Source organism: Sphingobacterium paludis, assembly GCF_004364125.1.
Taxonomy (GTDB): Bacteria; Bacteroidota; Bacteroidia; order Sphingobacteriales; family Sphingobacteriaceae; genus Sphingobacterium; species Sphingobacterium paludis.
In genome coordinates this window covers 36,048-55,265 of sequence record NZ_SNZV01000007.1, presented here as the reverse complement: position 1 = coordinate 55,265, position 19,218 = coordinate 36,048, and the positions used below count along the sequence as shown (strand labels likewise).

17 protein-coding genes are annotated in these 19,218 nt (G+C 43.4%); 10 read left to right on the top strand and 7 right to left on the bottom strand.

Annotation, left to right across the window (positions count from 1 at the left end; all coding sequences use genetic code 11):
• Position 1: 1 nt before the first annotated feature.
• From B0I21_RS14310 to mnmE, 5 genes are all read right to left on the bottom strand, one after another.
• Entirely contained in the window at positions 2-259 is a 258-nt protein-coding gene (locus B0I21_RS14310; protein WP_133641169.1) for a hypothetical protein, read from the bottom strand.
• 101 nt (positions 260-360) lie between these two features.
• Positions 361-702: a hypothetical protein gene (locus B0I21_RS14305; RefSeq protein ID WP_133641168.1), complete on the bottom strand. Its 342-nt coding sequence runs from the start codon at positions 700-702 to the stop codon at positions 361-363.
• Between the two features lie 108 nt (positions 703-810).
• The gene (locus B0I21_RS14300; RefSeq protein WP_133641167.1) at positions 811-1,995 is read right to left on the bottom strand and encodes a hypothetical protein; all 1,185 of its coding nucleotides are present in this window, start codon (positions 1,993-1,995) and stop codon (positions 811-813) included.
• A gap of 4 nt (positions 1,996-1,999) precedes the next feature.
• A complete protein-coding gene (locus B0I21_RS14295) occupies positions 2,000-3,127 on the bottom strand; it encodes a tyrosine-type recombinase/integrase (RefSeq protein ID WP_133641166.1) in 1,128 nt (375 codons plus the stop codon).
• A gap of 189 nt (positions 3,128-3,316) precedes the next feature.
• Entirely contained in the window at positions 3,317-4,693 is a 1,377-nt protein-coding gene (mnmE, locus tag B0I21_RS14290) for a tRNA uridine-5-carboxymethylaminomethyl(34) synthesis GTPase MnmE (protein ID WP_133641165.1), read from the bottom strand.
• A gap of 87 nt (positions 4,694-4,780) precedes the next feature.
• On the opposite strand from mnmE, the gene B0I21_RS14285 reads away from it, so the two are divergent.
• From B0I21_RS14285 to B0I21_RS14260, 6 genes are all read left to right on the top strand, one after another.
• Positions 4,781-5,320: a type 1 glutamine amidotransferase domain-containing protein gene (locus tag B0I21_RS14285; protein WP_133641164.1), complete on the top strand. Its 540-nt coding sequence runs from the start codon at positions 4,781-4,783 to the stop codon at positions 5,318-5,320.
• 227 nt (positions 5,321-5,547) lie between these two features.
• Positions 5,548-7,686 carry a catalase gene (locus B0I21_RS14280; RefSeq protein WP_133641163.1) on the top strand — a complete coding sequence of 713 codons (2,139 nt, stop codon included), beginning with the start codon at positions 5,548-5,550 and terminating at the stop codon, positions 7,684-7,686.
• Between the two features lie 179 nt (positions 7,687-7,865).
• Positions 7,866-9,023 (top strand): zinc-dependent alcohol dehydrogenase, encoded by a 1,158-nt coding sequence (locus B0I21_RS14275; RefSeq protein ID WP_133641162.1) that lies wholly within the window; start codon positions 7,866-7,868, stop codon positions 9,021-9,023.
• Between the two features lie 132 nt (positions 9,024-9,155).
• Positions 9,156-10,175 carry an SDR family NAD(P)-dependent oxidoreductase gene (locus B0I21_RS14270; protein ID WP_166637862.1) on the top strand — a complete coding sequence of 340 codons (1,020 nt, stop codon included), beginning with the start codon at positions 9,156-9,158 and terminating at the stop codon, positions 10,173-10,175.
• Between the two features lie 323 nt (positions 10,176-10,498).
• On the top strand, positions 10,499-11,065 hold the full coding sequence (locus tag B0I21_RS14265) for an NAD(P)H-dependent oxidoreductase (protein ID WP_133641160.1): 567 nt from the start codon (positions 10,499-10,501) through the stop codon (positions 11,063-11,065).
• A gap of 508 nt (positions 11,066-11,573) precedes the next feature.
• Complete coding sequence (locus B0I21_RS14260; protein ID WP_208292358.1) at positions 11,574-12,482, top strand: LytR/AlgR family response regulator transcription factor; 909 nt, start codon at positions 11,574-11,576, stop codon at positions 12,480-12,482.
• Between the two features lie 229 nt (positions 12,483-12,711).
• Here B0I21_RS14260 and B0I21_RS14255 read toward each other — a convergent pair whose 3' ends face one another.
• Together B0I21_RS14255 and B0I21_RS14250 are read right to left on the bottom strand one after the other, a co-directional pair.
• Positions 12,712-13,611, bottom strand: a complete 900-nt coding sequence (locus tag B0I21_RS14255; protein WP_133641158.1) for a PepSY-like domain-containing protein — start codon at positions 13,609-13,611, stop codon at positions 12,712-12,714.
• Positions 13,612-13,777: 166 nt separating this feature from the next.
• Positions 13,778-14,620: an SDR family oxidoreductase gene (locus B0I21_RS14250; protein WP_208292357.1), complete on the bottom strand. Its 843-nt coding sequence runs from the start codon at positions 14,618-14,620 to the stop codon at positions 13,778-13,780.
• Between the two features lie 241 nt (positions 14,621-14,861).
• Here B0I21_RS14250 and B0I21_RS14245 point away from each other — a divergent pair, with 241 nt between their 5' ends.
• The 4 genes from B0I21_RS14245 to B0I21_RS14230 are packed head-to-tail and all read left to right on the top strand — an operon-like array spanning position 14,862 to position 19,195.
• Positions 14,862-15,875 carry a TolB family protein gene (locus tag B0I21_RS14245; protein ID WP_133641157.1) on the top strand — a complete coding sequence of 338 codons (1,014 nt, stop codon included), beginning with the start codon at positions 14,862-14,864 and terminating at the stop codon, positions 15,873-15,875.
• 21 nt (positions 15,876-15,896) lie between these two features.
• Positions 15,897-16,508: a hypothetical protein gene (locus B0I21_RS14240; protein WP_133641156.1), complete on the top strand. Its 612-nt coding sequence runs from the start codon at positions 15,897-15,899 to the stop codon at positions 16,506-16,508.
• A gap of 46 nt (positions 16,509-16,554) precedes the next feature.
• Positions 16,555-18,582, top strand: a complete 2,028-nt coding sequence (locus tag B0I21_RS14235) for a tetratricopeptide repeat-containing sensor histidine kinase (protein WP_208292356.1) — start codon at positions 16,555-16,557, stop codon at positions 18,580-18,582.
• On the top strand, positions 18,575-19,195 hold the full coding sequence (locus B0I21_RS14230; protein ID WP_133641154.1) for a response regulator: 621 nt from the start codon (positions 18,575-18,577) through the stop codon (positions 19,193-19,195). Before B0I21_RS14235 ends, B0I21_RS14230 begins: the two co-directional genes overlap by 8 nt.
• The last annotated feature ends 23 nt before the right edge of the window (positions 19,196-19,218 follow it).

Below are 19,218 nucleotides of genomic sequence, written 5' to 3'. Positions count from 1 at the left end.
ATTATATTTTTCTATAAGATTTCAAATAGTTAATGAATTTCTCGCGACTGATCTTTATACCGGCCTGATCCAGTTCGATCAGCAGCGAATTCTCATTCATTTCGTGTATCTGCAACATATCCGTCATTGGTGCTATCTCATATGACAAACTAAGTTCATTGAAATAGATTTTGTACCGTTCGGTAATGTAGCGGTGCACCTGATTATAAATTGACTCCGATTCATGGTCGAAGTGATAGATGTTATCCATTTTCATCATATATTATTTGTGTAAATGGATGGTATGCCCTATCTTTGAATAGAGAAATCAAGGACACCCATCCGTAAGAAATTGTAAAGCAGGTTTTAGCAGAACCTGCTTTATTTTTTTATTAACTTCCGCTCTTCCATTAGCTTTTCAAGCCTTGGAGTTAACTTCTTGCCATTACCCAACCACTCGACTATTTCATCGCGTTTGTAGATAATCGGTGTTTCCGAAGAATAAATGGGAATGGTACCACGTGTGTTATACGCGTAAATGGTATTGAGTTTGACTTTCGCAATAGTGGATACTTCGACGGCGTCTATAAATTCAGGTTCTCGGTCTTCACGTACACCGTCTAAGTGTAATTTAGCAAAAGTTTGATTTAAATTGCCAATCAAATCTTCGATTCGATTAAGGCGCTGTTCCAAAAACAGGAAGGGATTCTGTCTGTATTCCATAGTATTATATGACTTAATTTGAGTCAATAATAATGGATATAGGTACGCGCCTCAGCTAATTATAAAATATCGAAATAAATATAAAATTGAGTTTGACAATCATACAAGTCATATTTCTACCGATTTCTGATATGACTCATGGTTTCCGATCAATTCCAGATCTGTCGATGCAAAATTGTCTGTCTTTTCTTTTTTAAATTCGCAAAAGGTACTCGATAGAAGAATATAATATTTTTTCAATCCGTTTCTCTTCGGTTCACCCGTTGTTTTCGTCGAATAGACGTAGAAATGATGGAAAAATGTTGCTGCAAAGCCCTTGTTAGCGTCCTTGTTTAAACTTAGATTTAAGTCCACTCCATCTTTTTCAACAAATCTGGAAACGATAAAAGTAATAAATTGCTCATCCGTCAAACCGAACTTCTTTAGCTTTGGATCACAATCACTACGGAGACGCAAAGGATCAAAGAACAAAATCACACTCCGCATAGGAAGGAGATTAAAGCTGTTTTCGCAACACATTAAAGACTGGATTCTAGCATCAAACGATAACGATGGGTCTAAGTAGGCCTTTTTTCCTTTCTCAGCATTCAGGGACTGCACCACATCGCTCTTGATTTTATTGAATATAGTATCGTACGAGAATGAATATTCTTGACCATCAATCTTGCTCTTTAAGATAAAGACGAAATCCTTCGAAATATCGAAGTACTCTTCCGGTGGAATTCCATGAAAAAATCTACCAGCCTCCACTTTCCGAAAAAACCGATCATATTCCGGATTTCGTCTTCGTTGCGGCGTTTGCACAACCATAATATCGAAATTAAAATGGTTGTGCAATGTTAATACCCGTTCTTCAGCATTTATATTTTTATAGTTCCAAAAATTATCTTTTTGCATTTTATAATCTTCTATATCTTTTGAGCGAACTAAATTGAGAAATTCACTTTTATCTTCCCATATGTCAGAATACCGATACCCAGGTCTCAAAATGGGCAATGTACACACGTATGAAGTCACCAATAAGGGACTAAGTTGAAAAAAGTAACTGTAAAAGTCATTATACAACTGAAAAAGAAACATCAGCAAAGAAAACATAGTTAGTAGTCTAAGACTACCGTAAAACATCTCTCTTTTCCGATAAAATCTCCATATATCTTCAAGAGGCATGTCGTTTATCAGAATACCGATAGTCGCTTTCAGAACTTTATAACGAGATTCAAAACTTAGGGATTCATTTACCCCAATCCATTCTGTAATTAATATAACATAGAATCTTCCTGATAATTTATTCATAACATTAAAATTTTATACGATTAGCAGCCTCAACCTTCTTTGAATTTAACACTTTGGCATATATTTCCGTAGTTCTGAGCTCTTTGTGTCCTAACATTTTTGAAACCGTATAAATATCTTCTCCAGCACTAATCAATAACGTAGCGTTGGTGTGGCGAAAACAATGAAAGGTAATATGCTTATTAATACCGGCATTCATTGCCCATTTTGCAAGCAGAAAATTATTATGGGAGCTATAAGTCAATCCACTAAAAACAAGATCGGACTGATTTTTAGAAAACTCTCCTAAATCCGCTACTGCTTCATTTGTGATCGGCAGTGTTTCCCAAGTCTGTGTTTTTCCTTGAAAATAACGAATAAAGTAACCACTCGTTTCTGAATACTGTATTTTTTCCCATTTTAGCTTCATACAATCTCCCCAGCGCATACCCGTACGGATCGACCAGAATGCAGCTTTTTCCAGAACGGGATTGTCACAGCGGACAGCTTTCAATTTTTTAACTTCATCCAGTGTCAAAAATTCACGGAAGCTTTCTCCTTGCGGAAACGCTTTAATTCTCAAAATCGGATTATAGTGAAGGTGCTTATCTTCCATTGCCTGCTTGATAGCTGCACGGAATTTATTGAAGTAGCTGTATTTTGAATTGGCAGATAGTTTATAAGCGGAAGATTTCTTTGTATAGCAGCTATCCAAGTAATCTTTGAAACCTTGACAAAAGGCTTCATCAATTGTAGACATTTGGCATTGTCCGTCAGTATAGTCTTCCAAATAGTTATACGTTGACAACCAATTGTCGTAATTTCCTTTAGAAGTATACCGTTTCTTGACGATACTTTTAAAGTATGCTAGAAAGTCTAAATCTTTACTGGAGATAAATGGCATATCAAGCGTTTGACCTAGCAGATCCATTTGCCATTCACTCTCTATCTGTTTGGCTTTAACTAGAGTGAACTTATTATGCTCACGTTCGATCTTGTTTGTCGGCTTTTCAAACAGATAAAGATCTAAAAACTTACGACGCGTTTCTTTCTTTTTCTTTTCATCGTAAATCGGTGGGTAGATGTCCAAGTAAAGACTGGTTCTACCTGACTTGTTCTTTTGCTCACGTAGCGTAACTCTGTAAGATTTCATAAGATATTAGTTTTTAAAATTTGTACGTCATGTACGTGGCAAAATCAAAAAATACAAACCACGTACAAATCCATTAAAAATGCATCGTTTCAAAGCTAATGCATTACAAACAATAAAGCATTGAAAATAATTCATCTTCAATGCTTTATATTTATTTACTAATATCTAGTTATATCCAGTAATATGCAACTACTTGCCAATACAAAACTTAGAAAAGATGTTTTCCAGCAAATCATCGGTTGTTACGCTGCCGGTAATTTCACCGAGGTGGTGCAGCGCCTGCCGAATATCCATGGCCAAGAAATCAGACGTCACGGGATTATCTATGCCATAGCGCACGCGTGCTAAAGCGTCCTCCGTTTTCTGTAGCGCCTCTACGTGTCGGATGTTGGTTACCAGCACATCGTCGGTCTGTATATGGAGCAGGTTTACCTGGCGAAGCAGCTCTGTCTTTAATTCTTCGATACCCACCTGTTCTTTTGCCGATATATATACGGGAGTCAACACTTCAAAGTCGCGGCGTTGCTCCGCCGAGAGCAGGTCAGATTTATTGATCAGCGTTACAAATGCAATGTTTAACGCAGAAAGTTCTGTGATCTGTTGCTGGGCAGTTTCCAGTGAGTCTTGTGTGGGGTCGAATAAGTAAATAATCAACCGTGCTTGTTTCATCTTATCACGGGTGCGTTCGACGCCTTTTGCTTCGATGACATCCAGCGTTTCCCGAATGCCGGCGGTGTCGATAAAACGAAACGTGATACCTTGGATATTGATTTCGTCTTCTATGGTATCCCGCGTTGTCCCTGCAATATCAGAAACGATGGCCCGTTCTTCATTCAATAACGCGTTAAGCAACGTAGATTTCCCTACATTGGGTTTACCAGCGATAACAACAGGAACGCCGTTTTTCAGCACGTTGCCCTGCTCGAACGACGATATGAGTCTACGAATAACCTGCTCGATATGGAGAATAAGCGACTTCAACTGATCGCGATTCGCGAACTCTACATCCTCCTCGCCGAAATCCAGTTCCAGCTCGATTAGCGATGCAAAATGAACAAGGTCTTCCCGTAATTTTTTCAGCTGATTGGAAAAGCCACCGCGCATTTGCTGCATAGCCACTTGATGCGATGCCGCAGAGGTAGATGCGATGAGGTCGGCAACAGCTTCCGCCTGGGATAGGTCTAAACCGCCGTTCAAAAATGCGCGCAAAGTAAACTCTCCGGCCCGCGCCGCCCGCGCGCCTTTTTTAAGCAGCAAACCAATAAGGCGTTCAACGATATACTTGGAATTATGTGTCGAGATTTCGACGACGTTTTCTTTGGTATAGGAGTTTGGCCCTATAAATAAAGAAACCAGTACCTCATCTATTATTTCCTCACCGTCACGAATTGTACCGAAGTGAATCGTATGCGAAGCTTGCTGGAGGAGATCTTTCCCTTTGAATACCGCATTTGTTATCGCTATGGCTTCCGAACCCGATAGTCGAATGACTGCAATAGCGCCATTTGCCCCGGAGGATGTGGCAAGTGCGACAATGGTATCTTGCGAAATTAAATCAGTTGACATCCTGCAAAGGTACGTTTTAGAATTTATTTCGATCAAAACTTTATACGTTCATAGGCGTTCGTTTCATGGTAACAAAAAAACAACGTGATGAAAGAAAAAATAGCAATATTGACAGAACTTGGATTTGAAGAAGTGGAATTGACGTCGCCAAAGCAAAAACTTGAAGAGCAGGGATACGAGGTCCATATTATATCACCAAATGACAAGAGTAGCATCAAATCTTGGGACAAGACCGATTGGGGAAAGGATTTTCCCGTAGATGTCCATGTAACGGAAGCAAATGCCGCTGATTACCGCGGTATCATTCTGCCCGGTGGCGTGTTGAATCCAGACAAATTACGCGTCAGCGAAGAAAGCGTGGTTTTTCTGAACAAGTTTATAGATGAGGGCAAGCTTATCGCAGCGATCTGCCACGGCCCACTTATTCTGACAGAAAATGGGTACGTGGGTGGCAAACGCCTGACCTCTGTAAAAAACATCAAAACGGACTTGGTGCATGCCGGAGCGGAATGGGAAGACAGCGAAGTTGTCGTGGACGACAACCTCATTACAAGTCGTACGCCTGAAGATCTCGACGCCTTTAATGATGCCATAATAGATTATCTAGCGGCAGATAAAGAGGAATAACAAAGCCTCGCGAGCTTGAAAGCGCAACGCTATATTTAAATTTTAGATTAGAAAAGAAGGTTCGATTGGGAGCCTTCTTTTTTTTCTTTGTATAGCGAGATCCTGATCGATTTTGTCACAAAATCGCTACGCCGCCTATCCACGTATATTTAAATGATATAATAAAGAACTTAAGTGAACGAAGCCATGCGATTATTGTTCGATAGGAAACATAAATCAATAGCGAAATGGAGAAGAGCACAATAAAGACTGACCAGTTATCAAAACAGCAGGATCTCGCCAACTTTACGCAAGATGATGCCGGCCAACCTATGACCACCGATCAGGGACTAAAGATCAACAACGATGCAAATTCTTTGAAAGCAGGGAGCAGAGGGGCTACCTTGTTGGAAGATTTTATACTGCGCGAAAAGATCACCCATTTTGATCATGAACGTATCCCCGAAAGGATCGTGCATGCCCGAGGAAGTGGTGCGCATGGATATTTCGAGCTTTACGAAGATTTGAGCACCCTTACACGAGCTTCCTTTCTAACAAATACCAGTCAGAAGGTGCCAGTCTTTGTTCGGTTTTCCACCGTGGCAGGTAGCAAAGGGTCGGCTGACCTCGCGCGGGATATACGTGGCTTTGCGGTGAAGTTTTATACGGATGAGGGCGTGTTTGACTTGGTCGGAAATAATACCCCGGTATTTTTTATTCAGGATGCGATGAAGTTTCCTGATTTGATCCACTCGGTAAAACCTGAACCGGATAATGAAATACCACAGGCGGCATCAGCACATGATACGTTTTACGATTTTGTGTCCCTCGCGACGGAAACGTTGCACAACCATATGTGGGCCATGAGCGATCGCGCAATTCCCCGCAGCCTACGCATGATGGAAGGGTTTGGCATTCATACGTTCAGGCTGATAAACGATGCCGGTAAAGCGCATTTTGTTCGCTTTCATTGGAAACCGATGTTGGGCGTGCATTCTGTAACCTGGGATGAAGCGTTGAAAATAAACGGAGCAGATCCTGATTTTCACCGAAGGGATCTTTGGGATGCCATAGAAAGCGGCAATTATCCTTCTTGGGAACTAGGCTTGCAAGTTATTCCAGAGGAAGACGAACATAAATTTGATTTCGACCTCTTGGATGCGACGAAGCTTATCCCCGAAGAAATGGTGCCGGTAAAAATCGTAGGTAAACTTACATTAGACAGAAATCCAGACAATTTCTTTGCGGAAACTGAACAAGTGGCCTTTCACCCTGGGCATATTGTGCCGGGAATAGATTTCACCAATGATCCGCTGCTACAGGGGCGTTTGTTTTCTTATACCGATACGCAGCTTTCCCGACTCGGCAGCCCTAACTTCCACGAGCTGCCTATCAACCGTTCTGTAGCGCCGGTACATAATAACCAGCGCGATGCACAGATGCGGACGACTATCAATAAGGGAAAGGTAGCGTACCATCCAAATTCGATGGGCGGAGGATGTCCATTTCTTTCCAAAATAGCTGATGGAGGCTTTTCAAGTTATGAAGAACGAATCGATGGAAATAAAGTGCGCACACGCTCAGCAAGTTTCAGCGATCACTTCTCCCAACCGGCGTTGCTATACCGCAGTCTATCCCACTGGGAAAAAGAGCATATCATCGGCGCTTATACCTTTGAATTAGGGAAGTGCACGATTGATGCCATAAAATCAAGAATGTTGTATTTGCTTGATCAGATAGACAATGGTCTGGCGCAGCGTGTGGCAGAAGGTATCGGTTTAGCGATTCCATCCGAAATTGAAGGACCTGTGAATCGCAATGTTGGCGCTGATGAAGATGTAGAAGCCCACCAGCCAGGAAAACCAGTGGTCTATTTAGAAAAATCTCCGGCTTTAAGTCAAGAGACATCAAAGCTGTCGCCAATTGCTACGCGCCAAGTTGCCGTTTTGGTAGACAATGGCTTCGACATGGACGGTTTCGGAAAAATGCAAGCTGCCCTGTTGGCCGAAAAAGCAATAGTCAAATTGATTGCGCCAAAAGGTGGAGTAATCACGTGTAACAAGGGTATGGAGCATAAGGTAGACGCAGCATTGCCGACTACGGAGAGCGTGCTATTTGATGCGGTTTACATTCCCTGCGGAGAAGAAAGCGTAACATCACTGGCGAAACAGGGGAAGGTGTTTAAATTTATCAATGAAGCCGTTAAACATTGTAAAGCCATTGCTTTCGAGGGGCGCGCGAAAGCATTGTTTGAAAAATCTGCTGCGAAAGATTTTCCAAACGACAAAGCGATATTGGTAGATGCCGAACCAGAGAAATTCATAGCGGCCATAGCGCAGCATCGAAATTGGGACCGTGAACCTCAAACCACGCACATTGCGGTTTAATATCGCCGCGCGGATATTTTTTTGGACAAGGGGCTAAAGCCCCTTGTCTGTTTAAATAAATCGATCAAAAACTAGACGTAAGAACCAAAAGGTAAAATCTACGTTCAAACAATGGCAGCTATTCCACGGCAGTGGTCAAGGGATAGCAGCATATTGTTTACACATAATCACGATAAACTATGAAAGCAGCAGTGTTTCACAAACCCGGAGACATCCGGGTAGATACGGTAGCGGATCCATCGATTTTGGATCCACAGGATGTTATTTTAAAAGTCACATCGACCGCAATATGCGGCAGTGATCTTCATATATTGAGTGGAGCCGTCCCTCAAAAAGAAGAGCTTATTATGGGTCATGAATTTATGGGTATTGTAGAAGAGGTGGGTTCGGCAGTTACCAAGCTGAAAAAGGGAGATCGTGTAGTTGTGCCTTTTCCGATAGCCTGTGGACAATGTTTTTTTTGTAATCATGAAGCATCTACAGCCTGTGAAAATTCAAACTATAAACATTACGGACCCAACGGCGATATGCTGGACCAGAAAGGGGCAGCCCTTTTTGGTTATACGGACCTTTATGGAGGGTACTCTGGCGGCCAAGCGGAATATGTTCGTGTACCCTATGCAGACATCAGCCCGCGTATTGTACCCGACCATCTAAGTGATGAGCAAGCGCTATTTCTTACCGATATCTTTCCTACAGGATGGTCTGCGATCGATTGGGCACAGCTCAAAGGCGGGGAGGTAGTCGCTATTTTTGGCTCAGGACCAGTAGGGCTTATGGCGCAGAAGGCTGCTTGGTTAAATGGTGCGAGCCGCGTTATCGCTATCGACCCCTTGGACTACAGATTGGACAAAGCGCGGGCGGTCAATAAAGTCGATACACTGAATCCGAATAACGTGGATGTCGTAGAAGCTATTCGCGAAATGACCGGAGGACGAGGGGCAGATGTCTGTGTTGACGCGGTCGGGTTTGAGCCCGAGCGCAATTTCTTGGATAAAGTGAAAGCCACCGTCAACTTTGAAATGGGCTCTATGAAAGTGTTGGATCTCTGCTTCCAAGCGGTAAGGCGTATGGGAACCGTTTCCATCGTCGGTGTATACGGATCAACCTACGATAATTTTCCATTGCATCGCATTTTCGACAAGGGTATCACCATCAAGCAAGGTCAAGCGCCGGTTTTGAACTACATCGATAAGCTGATCGATCTGGTTAAAGAAGATAAAGTGGTGCTGGATGATATCATTACCCATACCTTGCCGCTCTCGGAAGCCACTTTCGGCTATGAAATTTTCGAAAAGAAACAGGAAGATTGTGTTAAGGTGGTGCTGAAGCCATAGCGAAACTATCCGACTACGTAACAAGCTGTAATACGATCAAGAAGCCGGTGAATCATCGGCTTCTTTTTTTCGAACTATTTTTGCCCACCTTCGTTTTTATAGAAAGGTAAACGAACTCCAAAAATGTATACGATGAAAACAAACATACTATCGAGTACGCTTAAAATAGCATTGCTTGCTATTGCAACACGCGTGGTCATGGATAAGGTATCACGCTCGGGTAGGAAGCAAAATCTTGATGGCAACGTTGTCCTGATCACAGGAGGATCTCGCGGTCTGGGATTTGCGCTTGCGCAAGAACTGGTAAAGAAAGGTGCTATGCTGGCGTTGTGTGCCCGCGATGCCGAAAACCTCGCGCAAGCGGAGGCCGTGCTGCAAGCTGCCGGGGGTACAGTGTTTACCGTTACCGCGGATGTCAGCCAAGCAGCTGAGGTAGAAGACATGGTCGCAGCGGTAATAGCGCATTACGGCCGCGTGGATGTTTTAATAAATAACGCTGGGGCGATGATAGTAGGGCCGGAAGAAACCATGGAAATTGCAGACTACAAACACATTATGGAGACCAATTGTTGGTCGAGCTTATTTACTACGAAAGCTATTCTGCCACATTTCAGAGCGCAGCAGGTAGGTCATATTGTCAACATTGCATCCATTGGTGGTAAATTGTCGGTGCCGCATATGTTGCCGTATAGTGTGAGTAAATTTGCACTCGTCGGGCTTTCGCAAGGCTTTGCTGCTGAACTCGCGCAGGAAAATGTGCGGGTGACTACCGTTGTGCCAAGCCTCATGCGTACTGGCAGCCCTCGAAATATAGATGTCAAAGGCAAGCATAAAGCGGAATACGCCTGGTTTAAGCTGGCAGATTCGTTGCCGCTACTGTCGCAACATGCTGCCGTAGCAGCAAAAACAATTATTGCGGGCATCGAAGATCGGAAGCGAAACATCACCTTAAGTTTGAACGCAAAGCTAGCCATAGGCCTACAGGCGCTGCTTCCAGAAACTACAGCCGTGCTTACCGAAAAAGTAGGTGCTATGTTACCCTCTGGTAGCGATAAGACTTCGAAAAAAGGCTACCAAAGTGAATCGTGGTTAACCAAAACGATTGCTGGATTTTTGGCAGACAAGTCCGCCCGAAAATATAATCAGTTTTGACGGGAGGGGTTATATGGATGTGTTTCCCTCGATACCTCGTCTATTTCGTGCTTGGATCTTGCTAGAGCATTTCTCGTAAATGTAATAACGCCCTTTAAAAGCAGGCTTCAGATGTGAAGGCCTGCATTCAAAATGCTGGGCTATACAAGCCAATCCAGCGACCCTTTTACGTTCGCATGCCTTCTGTGCCGAATCAGGAAAGAATCAGCCCTGTAAATGCCTGTTGCCCGCTTAAATTGTCGATTATTATTGTATTTTTGCCGGTATAATCCAGCAGGATTAAGGGGCTAGTTGTACAACAACATTCCAGGTTTCAGAACGACATGAAGAACATTCTCATTATTAATGGCGACTTATTTAAGACAGAAGCGACCGAGTTTTTGATCAATGCCTATGCCATGGGAGCTAAAGATGGGAATCACCGCGTAAAAACTATTGCCATTGCCGATCACCTTTTTAATTTCAATAGGCAATTTCCGCATAGCCATACAGCGCGATTAGAAACTGATTTGGAAGCCGCTTGGCGACAGATCCTGTGGGCGAATCACGTTGTGCTATTCTGTCCTGTATTTGCCACCTACATTCCGTCCAAGGTAAGTGGTTTTTTTGAACGGCTGTTCAACCAAGCGGAGCATGCTATCCATGCGTGGACAAATCGAACGCTGCAGGGCCGGTCTGCTCGTATTGTCTCGATTCTTGACGAGCGATTGTTTGAGGAATGGTCGCTTGAAAAAAAGGCTAACTTTATGGCTATAAAAAAAGATGTATTTAAACGTGTGCATTTTCACCCGGTCAATACAGCGACGATAGGCCATCTCCATCAACTAGATAATAATTATAGTCGTAAATGGACCGCTAAGCTTCACGGCTTTGGCGTAAAAGCCATTTAGAGTTGCTACAGCGCGGGCCGTTATTAGCTCCATCTACTGCCGTATAGTTACCAAGGTTTCGTGTAGGGCCGTAAAAAACCCTCTTATACTATGCAAGAAAAATACAGGTGTCATTTTTTTGCATATGCTTATGTGCGCTTTTTGTGCAGATTAACCATGGCGATGCGCTATTCATATCGCTTTTTAAAACGACAGCATGCCTGCTGCAACAGTCTTGTGATGTTTTCCTGAACGATAGTCGACGTCCATCAATGCGACTTATAATTGTTAATTTAACCAATTGAATAACAGTTGTTTTCGATGGGTCGGTGACGTCCGGCGGAAAACGAATTCCAAATCCCTTTCAGCGGTGTGCTCCGCGTAGTTTTCTAGGGCACCTGATGCATTTCGTCTAAAATCTATTAACGAAATTTATAAATCATATGGGTTAATAAAATGGAATTTCTACTTTAGCAGTAGCGCAAAGATGCTTAACCAATTTTTTCATTTAACTATAACGTGTATGCATTTGAAAGAGTTAACTTATGAGTTTCGTGATCATGTTAAACTGTCTTACGTTCCTTTATCGTTGCAGTGTTTGCTGAGTTTCATTCTTGCATGTTATACCTATCCCATTTTTTTAGAAAGCTTGCGCGACAGTGCCATTCATGTCTATGCCATCCCCGCGCTCGTAATTACGTATCTGCTTCTCCTAGCGCTATGGATAAGCGTCCAAAAAATAGTGTTATTTTTTGATAGGCGCATGCCTTGGCCGCTACATTTCGTTTCTAGGTTAACGACGCAGGCGCTAAGCATAGTCGTGTTGCCAAGTGTCATGCTCACAGGCGTTCTGTCGCTTGCACTATTTTTTTATACTGGCGATGTGTCTGCAACGAGAAGGTTTGCTATTATACTGCATCCTATGCTATTCAGTTTTCTCATTGTCATTAATCTGGTTTACACGGTGTGGTTCTTGGTGGATTTTTGCCTTTTCACATCGAGTAGGTATGGGCTAGTCGCGCAAGCATGCGATTCTGCCGAACAAAAACTGTCGGACTTTGAACGATCAGGGGTTTTAAATCCCTACTTAAAGGCTCTGGATGTTCGTGTAGGCTTTCGCAAAGAAATCATCCTCGTGGAAAGTATCGGTCTTTTCGAAGCTTCTGCTCAAGGACGTAGTTGCATGTTGAAAGAAGGTGGATTTACTTATGAATTTGACTATGCATTAGATACATTGGCAGAAAGCCTCGATCCAAACCTTTTCTTCAAGGTAAGCCGTCGTTATTTGGTTAACCGGGATATCATCCTGGGTTATGAGGCTGCAAGGCACGGTCGCATTCTGGTACAATTAAAGCGCTCTGTAAAGCATGTAAAAGAAATCGTAGTTAGCCGAGATTTCGCAAAAGAGTTTAAAAGTTGGTATGAGCCTGTCAGGTAGCGCTGCTTAGTTCTAGCCCTTAACATTTATATTCCAATTATAACTGTCGCGGTTAGGGAAAGGGAAGGTGAACGTTTTTCTGTTTGTGTACTGTGCTCGAGTTCACTTGTCCGTTCACCAACTCCCTTTCTCCCGTGATTCCCGGCTTCTTCATACCAGCGGCCGCCCCAATGTGACAGCCGCACGCATAATCGTTTGTTTGTTTGTTTGTTTGTTAAGAACGACCGGCTTAATCGTCTACGCGAACAAAATTACCATTCGCATCAAAATCGAGTTCCAGATCTAGTCCTGTCGAGGTATGTTGGATTTCGATCGTAAAACTGCCATTGCGATTCTTCTCGATTTCTTTCACAGCATAGGCCGGATACGATTGAAGAATATACGCTGCAATAGTCGTAGGAATAAGAGCTGCTGGGATGATGACGTTTCGTTTGCTCTCTATTTCGATCCAATCGCCGCCCTCATTGAATTGTACTTTGATACCGTTGTCCAAATAAACTTCAAAGGTGGTCTCGTTATCATCTCGGTCTTTTTTGATAGTAATTGCTTTCGCACCACTAAAAGATGTGCTCAAGAACATGCGCGCTTTTTCAGGTAGCTGCTCTAACGGGATACGAATTTCATCATCGTCATTATCATCTAAATCGATTCCAATGAATCTTTGCTCGCGATCGAAAACCAGATCGATACCGTTATCGAGTTCGACGGTGAAACCAAATTGTTCACGTTCTATCTCGACAACATGACTACGTGCATAGTTCGCTTCGATGTAAGCTTGAATCTCCGGCAATTGATCTTCGAAAAATTTGCTTGGTATCGGTAGATTTTTCTCGCTTTCCACCTCGGTCCATAAGCCATCCTTATCAAAATCTATCTCAAAACCGTTGCTTAGTAGCGCTTTGTAAATAGAACCATAGATATTTGCGCTGCCTGACCTTCTTGCCGAAGTAATAGTCGCATCGTTGAAGTACGTGTTCAGCGTTGTGCGTGATGCCTGAGGTAAGGCCGAGGCTTCAATTGTATCGCCATCTGGATGATTAATATCGTCATTATGGTTACTACAGCCAGCAAAGCCCATAGCTACTAAAACAGCGAAAAAAACGGTGGAGATGTTCTTGTACATTTTCATTCTTATTATGTATTTTTTTGATAGTCGTCGTCTTACAAGATCCAGGCCAAAAAGGAGGTGTTTTTTTCTGGATGCTTCACAGCCGCATCCTTAACAATAAAATGTAGACGTTCATTGACAGCTACCAGTCGCCAACAGAAACAAGACAGCGATGTATCTCGCTACGCTAACCGTTATTAAAATTAGTCGATAAACTTAGCGCCTTATATTTCTCCACGTCTTCGGACTCGACACGTTGCTGTGCTGTAAATAATTGATAAGCGTCTTCTCCCAAGATCAGTCGTTGTGGTGGCATCTCCATTGCAGCAATATCTTCGATAATTTCAACGAGTTTTTCAGGATCTCCGGGCTGTTCGCCACTAGCTTCTGTCCACGCTTGTTGCGTCTGATCTAGTTGGTATTCGCGCACACGATTGCTGACATAGCGTATGGAAACCTCGTCCATAAAATTTGTGCGAAATTCCCCCGGCGCCAGCAGTGTCACCTTCACATCAAAAAGGGTAACTTCTTTCATCAAGCTTTCTGTAAGTCCCACAACGGCATATTTTGAAGCACTGTAGCTGCTGGCTAGCGCAATGCCCGTATAGCCGGCAATAGACGATATGTTAATGATATGACCAGCCCGCCGTGATCGGAAATGAGGAATCAAATGCCGCAGGACATTAACCGTTCCAAAAAAGTTGACATCCATCGTAGCGCGAAACTCTTCGTCGCTCATTTCCTCGACACTGCCCACCAAGGCATATCCAGCATTGTTGACGACCACATCTAGGTTTTCAAAGTGTTCGATAGCGTGGGCTATTGCCTCCCTCACCGCGAGGTCAGACGTCAGATCTACCTGTAGGGGCAGGAAATTGCCAGTATCGTTTCCTACGCTTAAACGAAGAGCTTCCAAATCCCTGCTGGTCGCCACAACCCGATCACCATGTGTCAGTAGTCGCTTCGTCAATGCCAGACCAAAGCCACGAGATGCGCCAGTTATAAACCATGTTTTTTGCTTATTCACCATATCTAAATCGAGAGTTTTCTAAATCGTTGTATTTGACACCCAAATCTACACTTTTATGAACGGATGGATACACCTTGGTTTTTACTTATTTTCTTGGGTAATGAAGCGCTACGACCAGAGCGCACACACCCTAACGTGCTTTTTAGGTTGGCCAATGCATAAATTACTAGTTTTCGTGGATTGTCTACCCAAGATCCTTTAAATAATTTTGTTTAATCAGTATACCATAATTCGTAAAGCAATGAACGTAAAGAAAATAAAGATACGCCTAACAGAACCCCTGCCCGATATGCGCCAGATCTATTTACTGCTGCTTAGCTCTTTCCTGTTCTTGGCAAGCTGTTCAAAAAATGATGGCCCGGGCGAGGTCGGCCCTGGTCAATACCCAAACAACTTAAACGGTACTATTTATTACGATTGGGCCACGGAAGGAATTCTAAAAATGAGCTTGCCAGATGGTACCGGTGGCTCGTTTATTCCAGACAATACGAAGTTAAACAACTTTGATATATCCCGGGATGGCAACTTAAGGCTCACCGTTGTCAATGCAAGTACGCTAGGGCAGTATGATGTTCGGTTTACGACGAGCAATATGGGGGATGGAAGCATTGTGGACGAGTTCGTGTATAATAGCCCGGGAGGAAACACCTTTTGTAAAGGCTATTTATCGCCCGATAATAGTTTGATCGTGGTAACATCTAACGATCAAGAGGATGGTATCACCATATTAAAGCGCAACGGTGAGTTTTTTGGTCGGCTACATGATATCAATGGAGAACAGTTTGAATTTAACCAGACTGTGCTTTGGCTTCCTAACAATAGCCTATTGATGAAGCATAAGAACTATATCATCCGTTTGGATCCACCCTACAATTCCGGAACCTTGGTCAAACAAATGGATTATGCTGATTGGGGCGATCTCCAGGTAAACCTGCAAGGTACTATGTTGGTGGTACGGATAGGAAACCATCTCCATACCATGAATATGGACGGAACAAACTTAACGCAGTTGACAACAAGTAACTTCAAGGAAGCGGAACCCGTTTTCTCACCGGATGGAAAGCACATATTGATCGGAACGGAATACAGGCAAACGGGGCCTTTCGGCTATATTTGGCAGTTAAAAATTATTCCAAGCACAGGTGGTCCGTATCATGTTGATCCTGTTGAGGAGAACTCTAGGGAAGTCATTCCAGTTATATGGAAAGATAAGGATAAAATTGAATCAGCCGGAGGACAAATGCTGTGGCGATAAATTTCAGTAAATAACATCATCATGAAGGCAAACTATTTGATACGCTATTTTGCAGCTGCAGCTTGTTTAATAACAAGCTGTTCCAAACAAGCTGATGAGCCGTTGGACAATACAAATTTTGTTTCCCTCTACGGATCAAAGCCGTTCAAGGGGGAGGCAAAAGGCCAGCGGTCGATGAATGGACAAGTGGATTACAATTGGGCGGGCGATGCACATATCGCATTGATCGAGCCAACAGCAGATTCTGTTTCGCTGGTGTTCTTGGCCGATTTCGGAGACGAGGGCGAAATAAATTTTAAGATCCGCGGCGCTTACCGCGACCAAAATTTTCAGGCCGGAGAAAACGATCCAAAATCATCATTCTCGATCAGCAGCAACAATTTGACGGGGACCATAGTCAATGTATCGCAAACGATGGATTTTAACGGACGGTTTGAGCGTGAAAAGGCCATTGTCACTATGCGGGTCCAGTTTCTGGAAGAGGTCGGCGCCTTTCGCAAAAATGCCGTCTTGAATTTGAATTTCGATACATCGAGGGATATGGAAACAGATGATGGGGAAGGATGTGCGATGCGGTTGGTTCCGATCTGGAGTCCTTCGGGCGTAACCATGGGCATGGTTCCGGATTGCTAATCCGGTGTTTAATATGTATATTCAGCACGTACAGCCAATAAACACGATGCGCCAGGTTCACTACTTATTATGCATATTGCAGCTTTTCTTTTTTGCTAGCTCCCTTTCTGCGCAGTCAAGGGAAAGTATAAAAACCTACGGTGACAGCATGTACCGCACCTTGTCGACGCTTTCAGATTCAGAAAAGAAAGCGCAAGCCTTGCTTGATCTGAGTTTCTTCTGGAGCGACTACGACACTGTAAAAGCTTTTCAATATATCGACGAAGCCAAGAACCTGTTGGGGCCTAAAGCAAAGGATACCTATTATCGTGGCTTACTTTGGTTTTATCGCGCTTCTACACTGTTTGAAGCCGACCCAGAAAGAGCCAAAAAAGCTTACCTAACTTCGGATAACATACTGAAAAACTTACCAAAAAATGAGCAGGCTATTCGCTACCGTATTCGAGGATTGGGTAGCTATGGAGCACTGCTGCAGCGAGAAGGCTTTGCTGAAGAATATGTATCGGTGTTGTTGGAGAAAATAATACCGATGGCAAAAGGTATACGTGATTCCGTGCTGCTCGGCAACAACTTACAGAATGTTGCCATGGCTATGATGAATATGCAGCACTATGAAAAAGCAAATCGATACTACGAAGAGGCGCTGCTGCTCTTGCAAGGCAAAGCACATAGCGAAGAGCAGCGATTAACCTTGTTTGTAAACGGTGCTCGGAATGCCATATACCAACAGGATATGGGCAATGCGCGAAAGTTTCTCGATAGTGCGCAGACGGTGTTAAAAGTGATTCCCTTTTCAAGTTACATGCCGGTTTACCACGTCGTGGAAGGGAGTTATTGGGAGCGAAAAAATGAGGTCGGGACATCGCTCGAGCACTATGATAAAGCATTGGTTGGGGCGAAAGAGTTGGATTCGAGAGATCTTTTCCCGCAAATATTCTACGGACGATATGAAGCTTTCAAGCGAAGCAGGCGATATGAAGACGCAAAAAAAGCACTTTTAGACGTCCTGCCCTATGTAGAAGGTAAGGCACTGTTGCGCAATAAACAGACCTTATATTACCATATCGCAAATTTGCATACACTGACCGGAAACTTTAGGGAAGCAACACAATGGTATGAAAAGTTTAAGCTCGTTTCCGATAGTGTTTTTGCGCACGCTGGAGAAGAAAAGATTCTGGGATTGGAACAAAAATATAAAACAGCAGAACGAGAAAACGAGCTGTTGCTCACGAAGGGAAAGTTCCAAGAACAGCAACTCTCGCTAAAACGATCTCAAAATTGGTTAATTATTATGGGTTTTGCTTGTGTGTTGCTCGCCATGTTAAGCCTCTTGTGGTATACAACGTTACGCAACCGAAAAAAGCTAGCCATACAGCAGGAGTTGTTGTTACATCAGGAGTTGAAGAATGTACAACAGCGCGAGAAGATCAGCGTATTTAATGCCATGGTGCAAGGGCAGGAGAAGGAACGAAGCCGAATAGCCCGCGATCTGCATGATGGGCTGGGAGGGATGTTAGCAAGTGTAAAATTAAAACTGTCTGCTGTGGCAGACGAAAAACAATTTGGACAGCAAACGGAGGAAACAGATATGGAACTGTACACCATTATAAATCAGTTGGATCAATCGGTTAACGAGTTACGGCGCGTCGCAAGAAATATGATGCCCGAATCGCTACTCTACATGGGCTTGGAGGCCGCATTACGGGATCTTTGCAATGCTATGAGCCATAAAGGGTTAGATATTGAATTTGAAGCGCGAGATTTACGCACGGACTACGACCAGTCTTTCTTGATTTCTGTTTACAGAATCGTGCAAGAGTTGCTGACAAATGCTGTTAAACACAGCGAAGCACAAAAGGTCTGGGTGCAATGCAATGAAAATGACGGCCATTTTTATCTTTCCGTGGAAGATAATGGCAAAGGCTTTCTCTACCACGTTGAGCCGGAAACGCCCAGCGGTATCGGCCTATCAAACATTCGTAATCGGGTGGAACTACTTAATGGACAATTGGAAGTCGATTCCGTTATAGGAAGAGGCGCTTCTTTTCATATCGATATTGATTTAAATGGATAATGTTATTTCCGTCATCATCGTTGATGACCATCCTTTGGTACTGAATGGGCTTCAGTTTATTCTGCGCAACAGCAAAGCTATCAACCTGAAAGGCTGTTTTATTTCGGCACTGGATGCGCTGGAGTTTTTAGCAATTGAAACAGTGGATGTTGTGCTTATGGATATCAATATGCCCGACATGAATGGCATCGATGCTACCCTAGCTATTAAGAAAAAACATCCGGCCACGCACGTCGTAGCGATCAGCAATTTGAACGAAGCCAGTGTTGCAGACCGTATGCTTCAAAGCGGCGCTTCGGGTTACCTGCTCAAAAATATCGCAGCAAATGAACTCATTCAGGCTATACACGATATAGACAACGATCAAAAAGTCGTTAGCAAGGAAATGCAGTTTGCCATGGAGGACCGACAGAAGGAGATTCCGGTTGTGACACCCAGAGAAAAAGAAGTGTTGGGGCTCTTAGCAGAAGGCAAGACAACACCTGAAATCGCAGACCTGTTGTTCATCAGCAAACTCACGGTAGAAACACACCGAAGAAATTTGCTGCAGAAATTCAATGTCAGCAACGCAGCTTCGCTGATCCATAAAGCGACCGAGATGAAATTCATTTGAAGGAAATATGACGAGGAGGTGTA

Bases quoted from the DNA above. Each gene is read 5' to 3' on its own strand.
- B0I21_RS14310 (WP_133641169.1), bottom strand. From the start codon at position 259: ATGATGAAAATGGATAACATCTATCACTTCGACCATGAATCGGAGTCA.
- B0I21_RS14305 (WP_133641168.1), bottom strand. From the start codon at position 702: ATGGAATACAGACAGAATCCCTTCCTGTTTTTGGAACAGCGCCTTAAT.
- B0I21_RS14300 (WP_133641167.1), bottom strand. From the start codon at position 1,995: ATGAATAAATTATCAGGAAGATTCTATGTTATATTAATTACAGAATGG.
- B0I21_RS14295 (WP_133641166.1), bottom strand. From the start codon at position 3,127: ATGAAATCTTACAGAGTTACGCTACGTGAGCAAAAGAACAAGTCAGGT.
- mnmE (WP_133641165.1), bottom strand. From the start codon at position 4,693: ATGTCAACTGATTTAATTTCGCAAGATACCATTGTCGCACTTGCCACA.
- B0I21_RS14285 (WP_133641164.1), top strand. From the start codon at position 4,781: ATGAAAGAAAAAATAGCAATATTGACAGAACTTGGATTTGAAGAAGTG.
- B0I21_RS14280 (WP_133641163.1), top strand. From the start codon at position 5,548: ATGGAGAAGAGCACAATAAAGACTGACCAGTTATCAAAACAGCAGGAT.
- B0I21_RS14275 (WP_133641162.1), top strand. From the start codon at position 7,866: ATGAAAGCAGCAGTGTTTCACAAACCCGGAGACATCCGGGTAGATACG.
- B0I21_RS14270 (WP_166637862.1), top strand. From the start codon at position 9,156: ATGAAAACAAACATACTATCGAGTACGCTTAAAATAGCATTGCTTGCT.
- B0I21_RS14265 (WP_133641160.1), top strand. From the start codon at position 10,499: ATGAAGAACATTCTCATTATTAATGGCGACTTATTTAAGACAGAAGCG.
- B0I21_RS14255 (WP_133641158.1), bottom strand. From the start codon at position 13,611: ATGAAAATGTACAAGAACATCTCCACCGTTTTTTTCGCTGTTTTAGTA.
- B0I21_RS14250 (WP_208292357.1), bottom strand. From the start codon at position 14,620: ATGGTGAATAAGCAAAAAACATGGTTTATAACTGGCGCATCTCGTGGC.
- B0I21_RS14245 (WP_133641157.1), top strand. From the start codon at position 14,862: ATGAACGTAAAGAAAATAAAGATACGCCTAACAGAACCCCTGCCCGAT.
- B0I21_RS14240 (WP_133641156.1), top strand. From the start codon at position 15,897: ATGAAGGCAAACTATTTGATACGCTATTTTGCAGCTGCAGCTTGTTTA.
- B0I21_RS14235 (WP_208292356.1), top strand. From the start codon at position 16,555: ATGCGCCAGGTTCACTACTTATTATGCATATTGCAGCTTTTCTTTTTT.
- B0I21_RS14230 (WP_133641154.1), top strand. From the start codon at position 18,575: ATGGATAATGTTATTTCCGTCATCATCGTTGATGACCATCCTTTGGTA.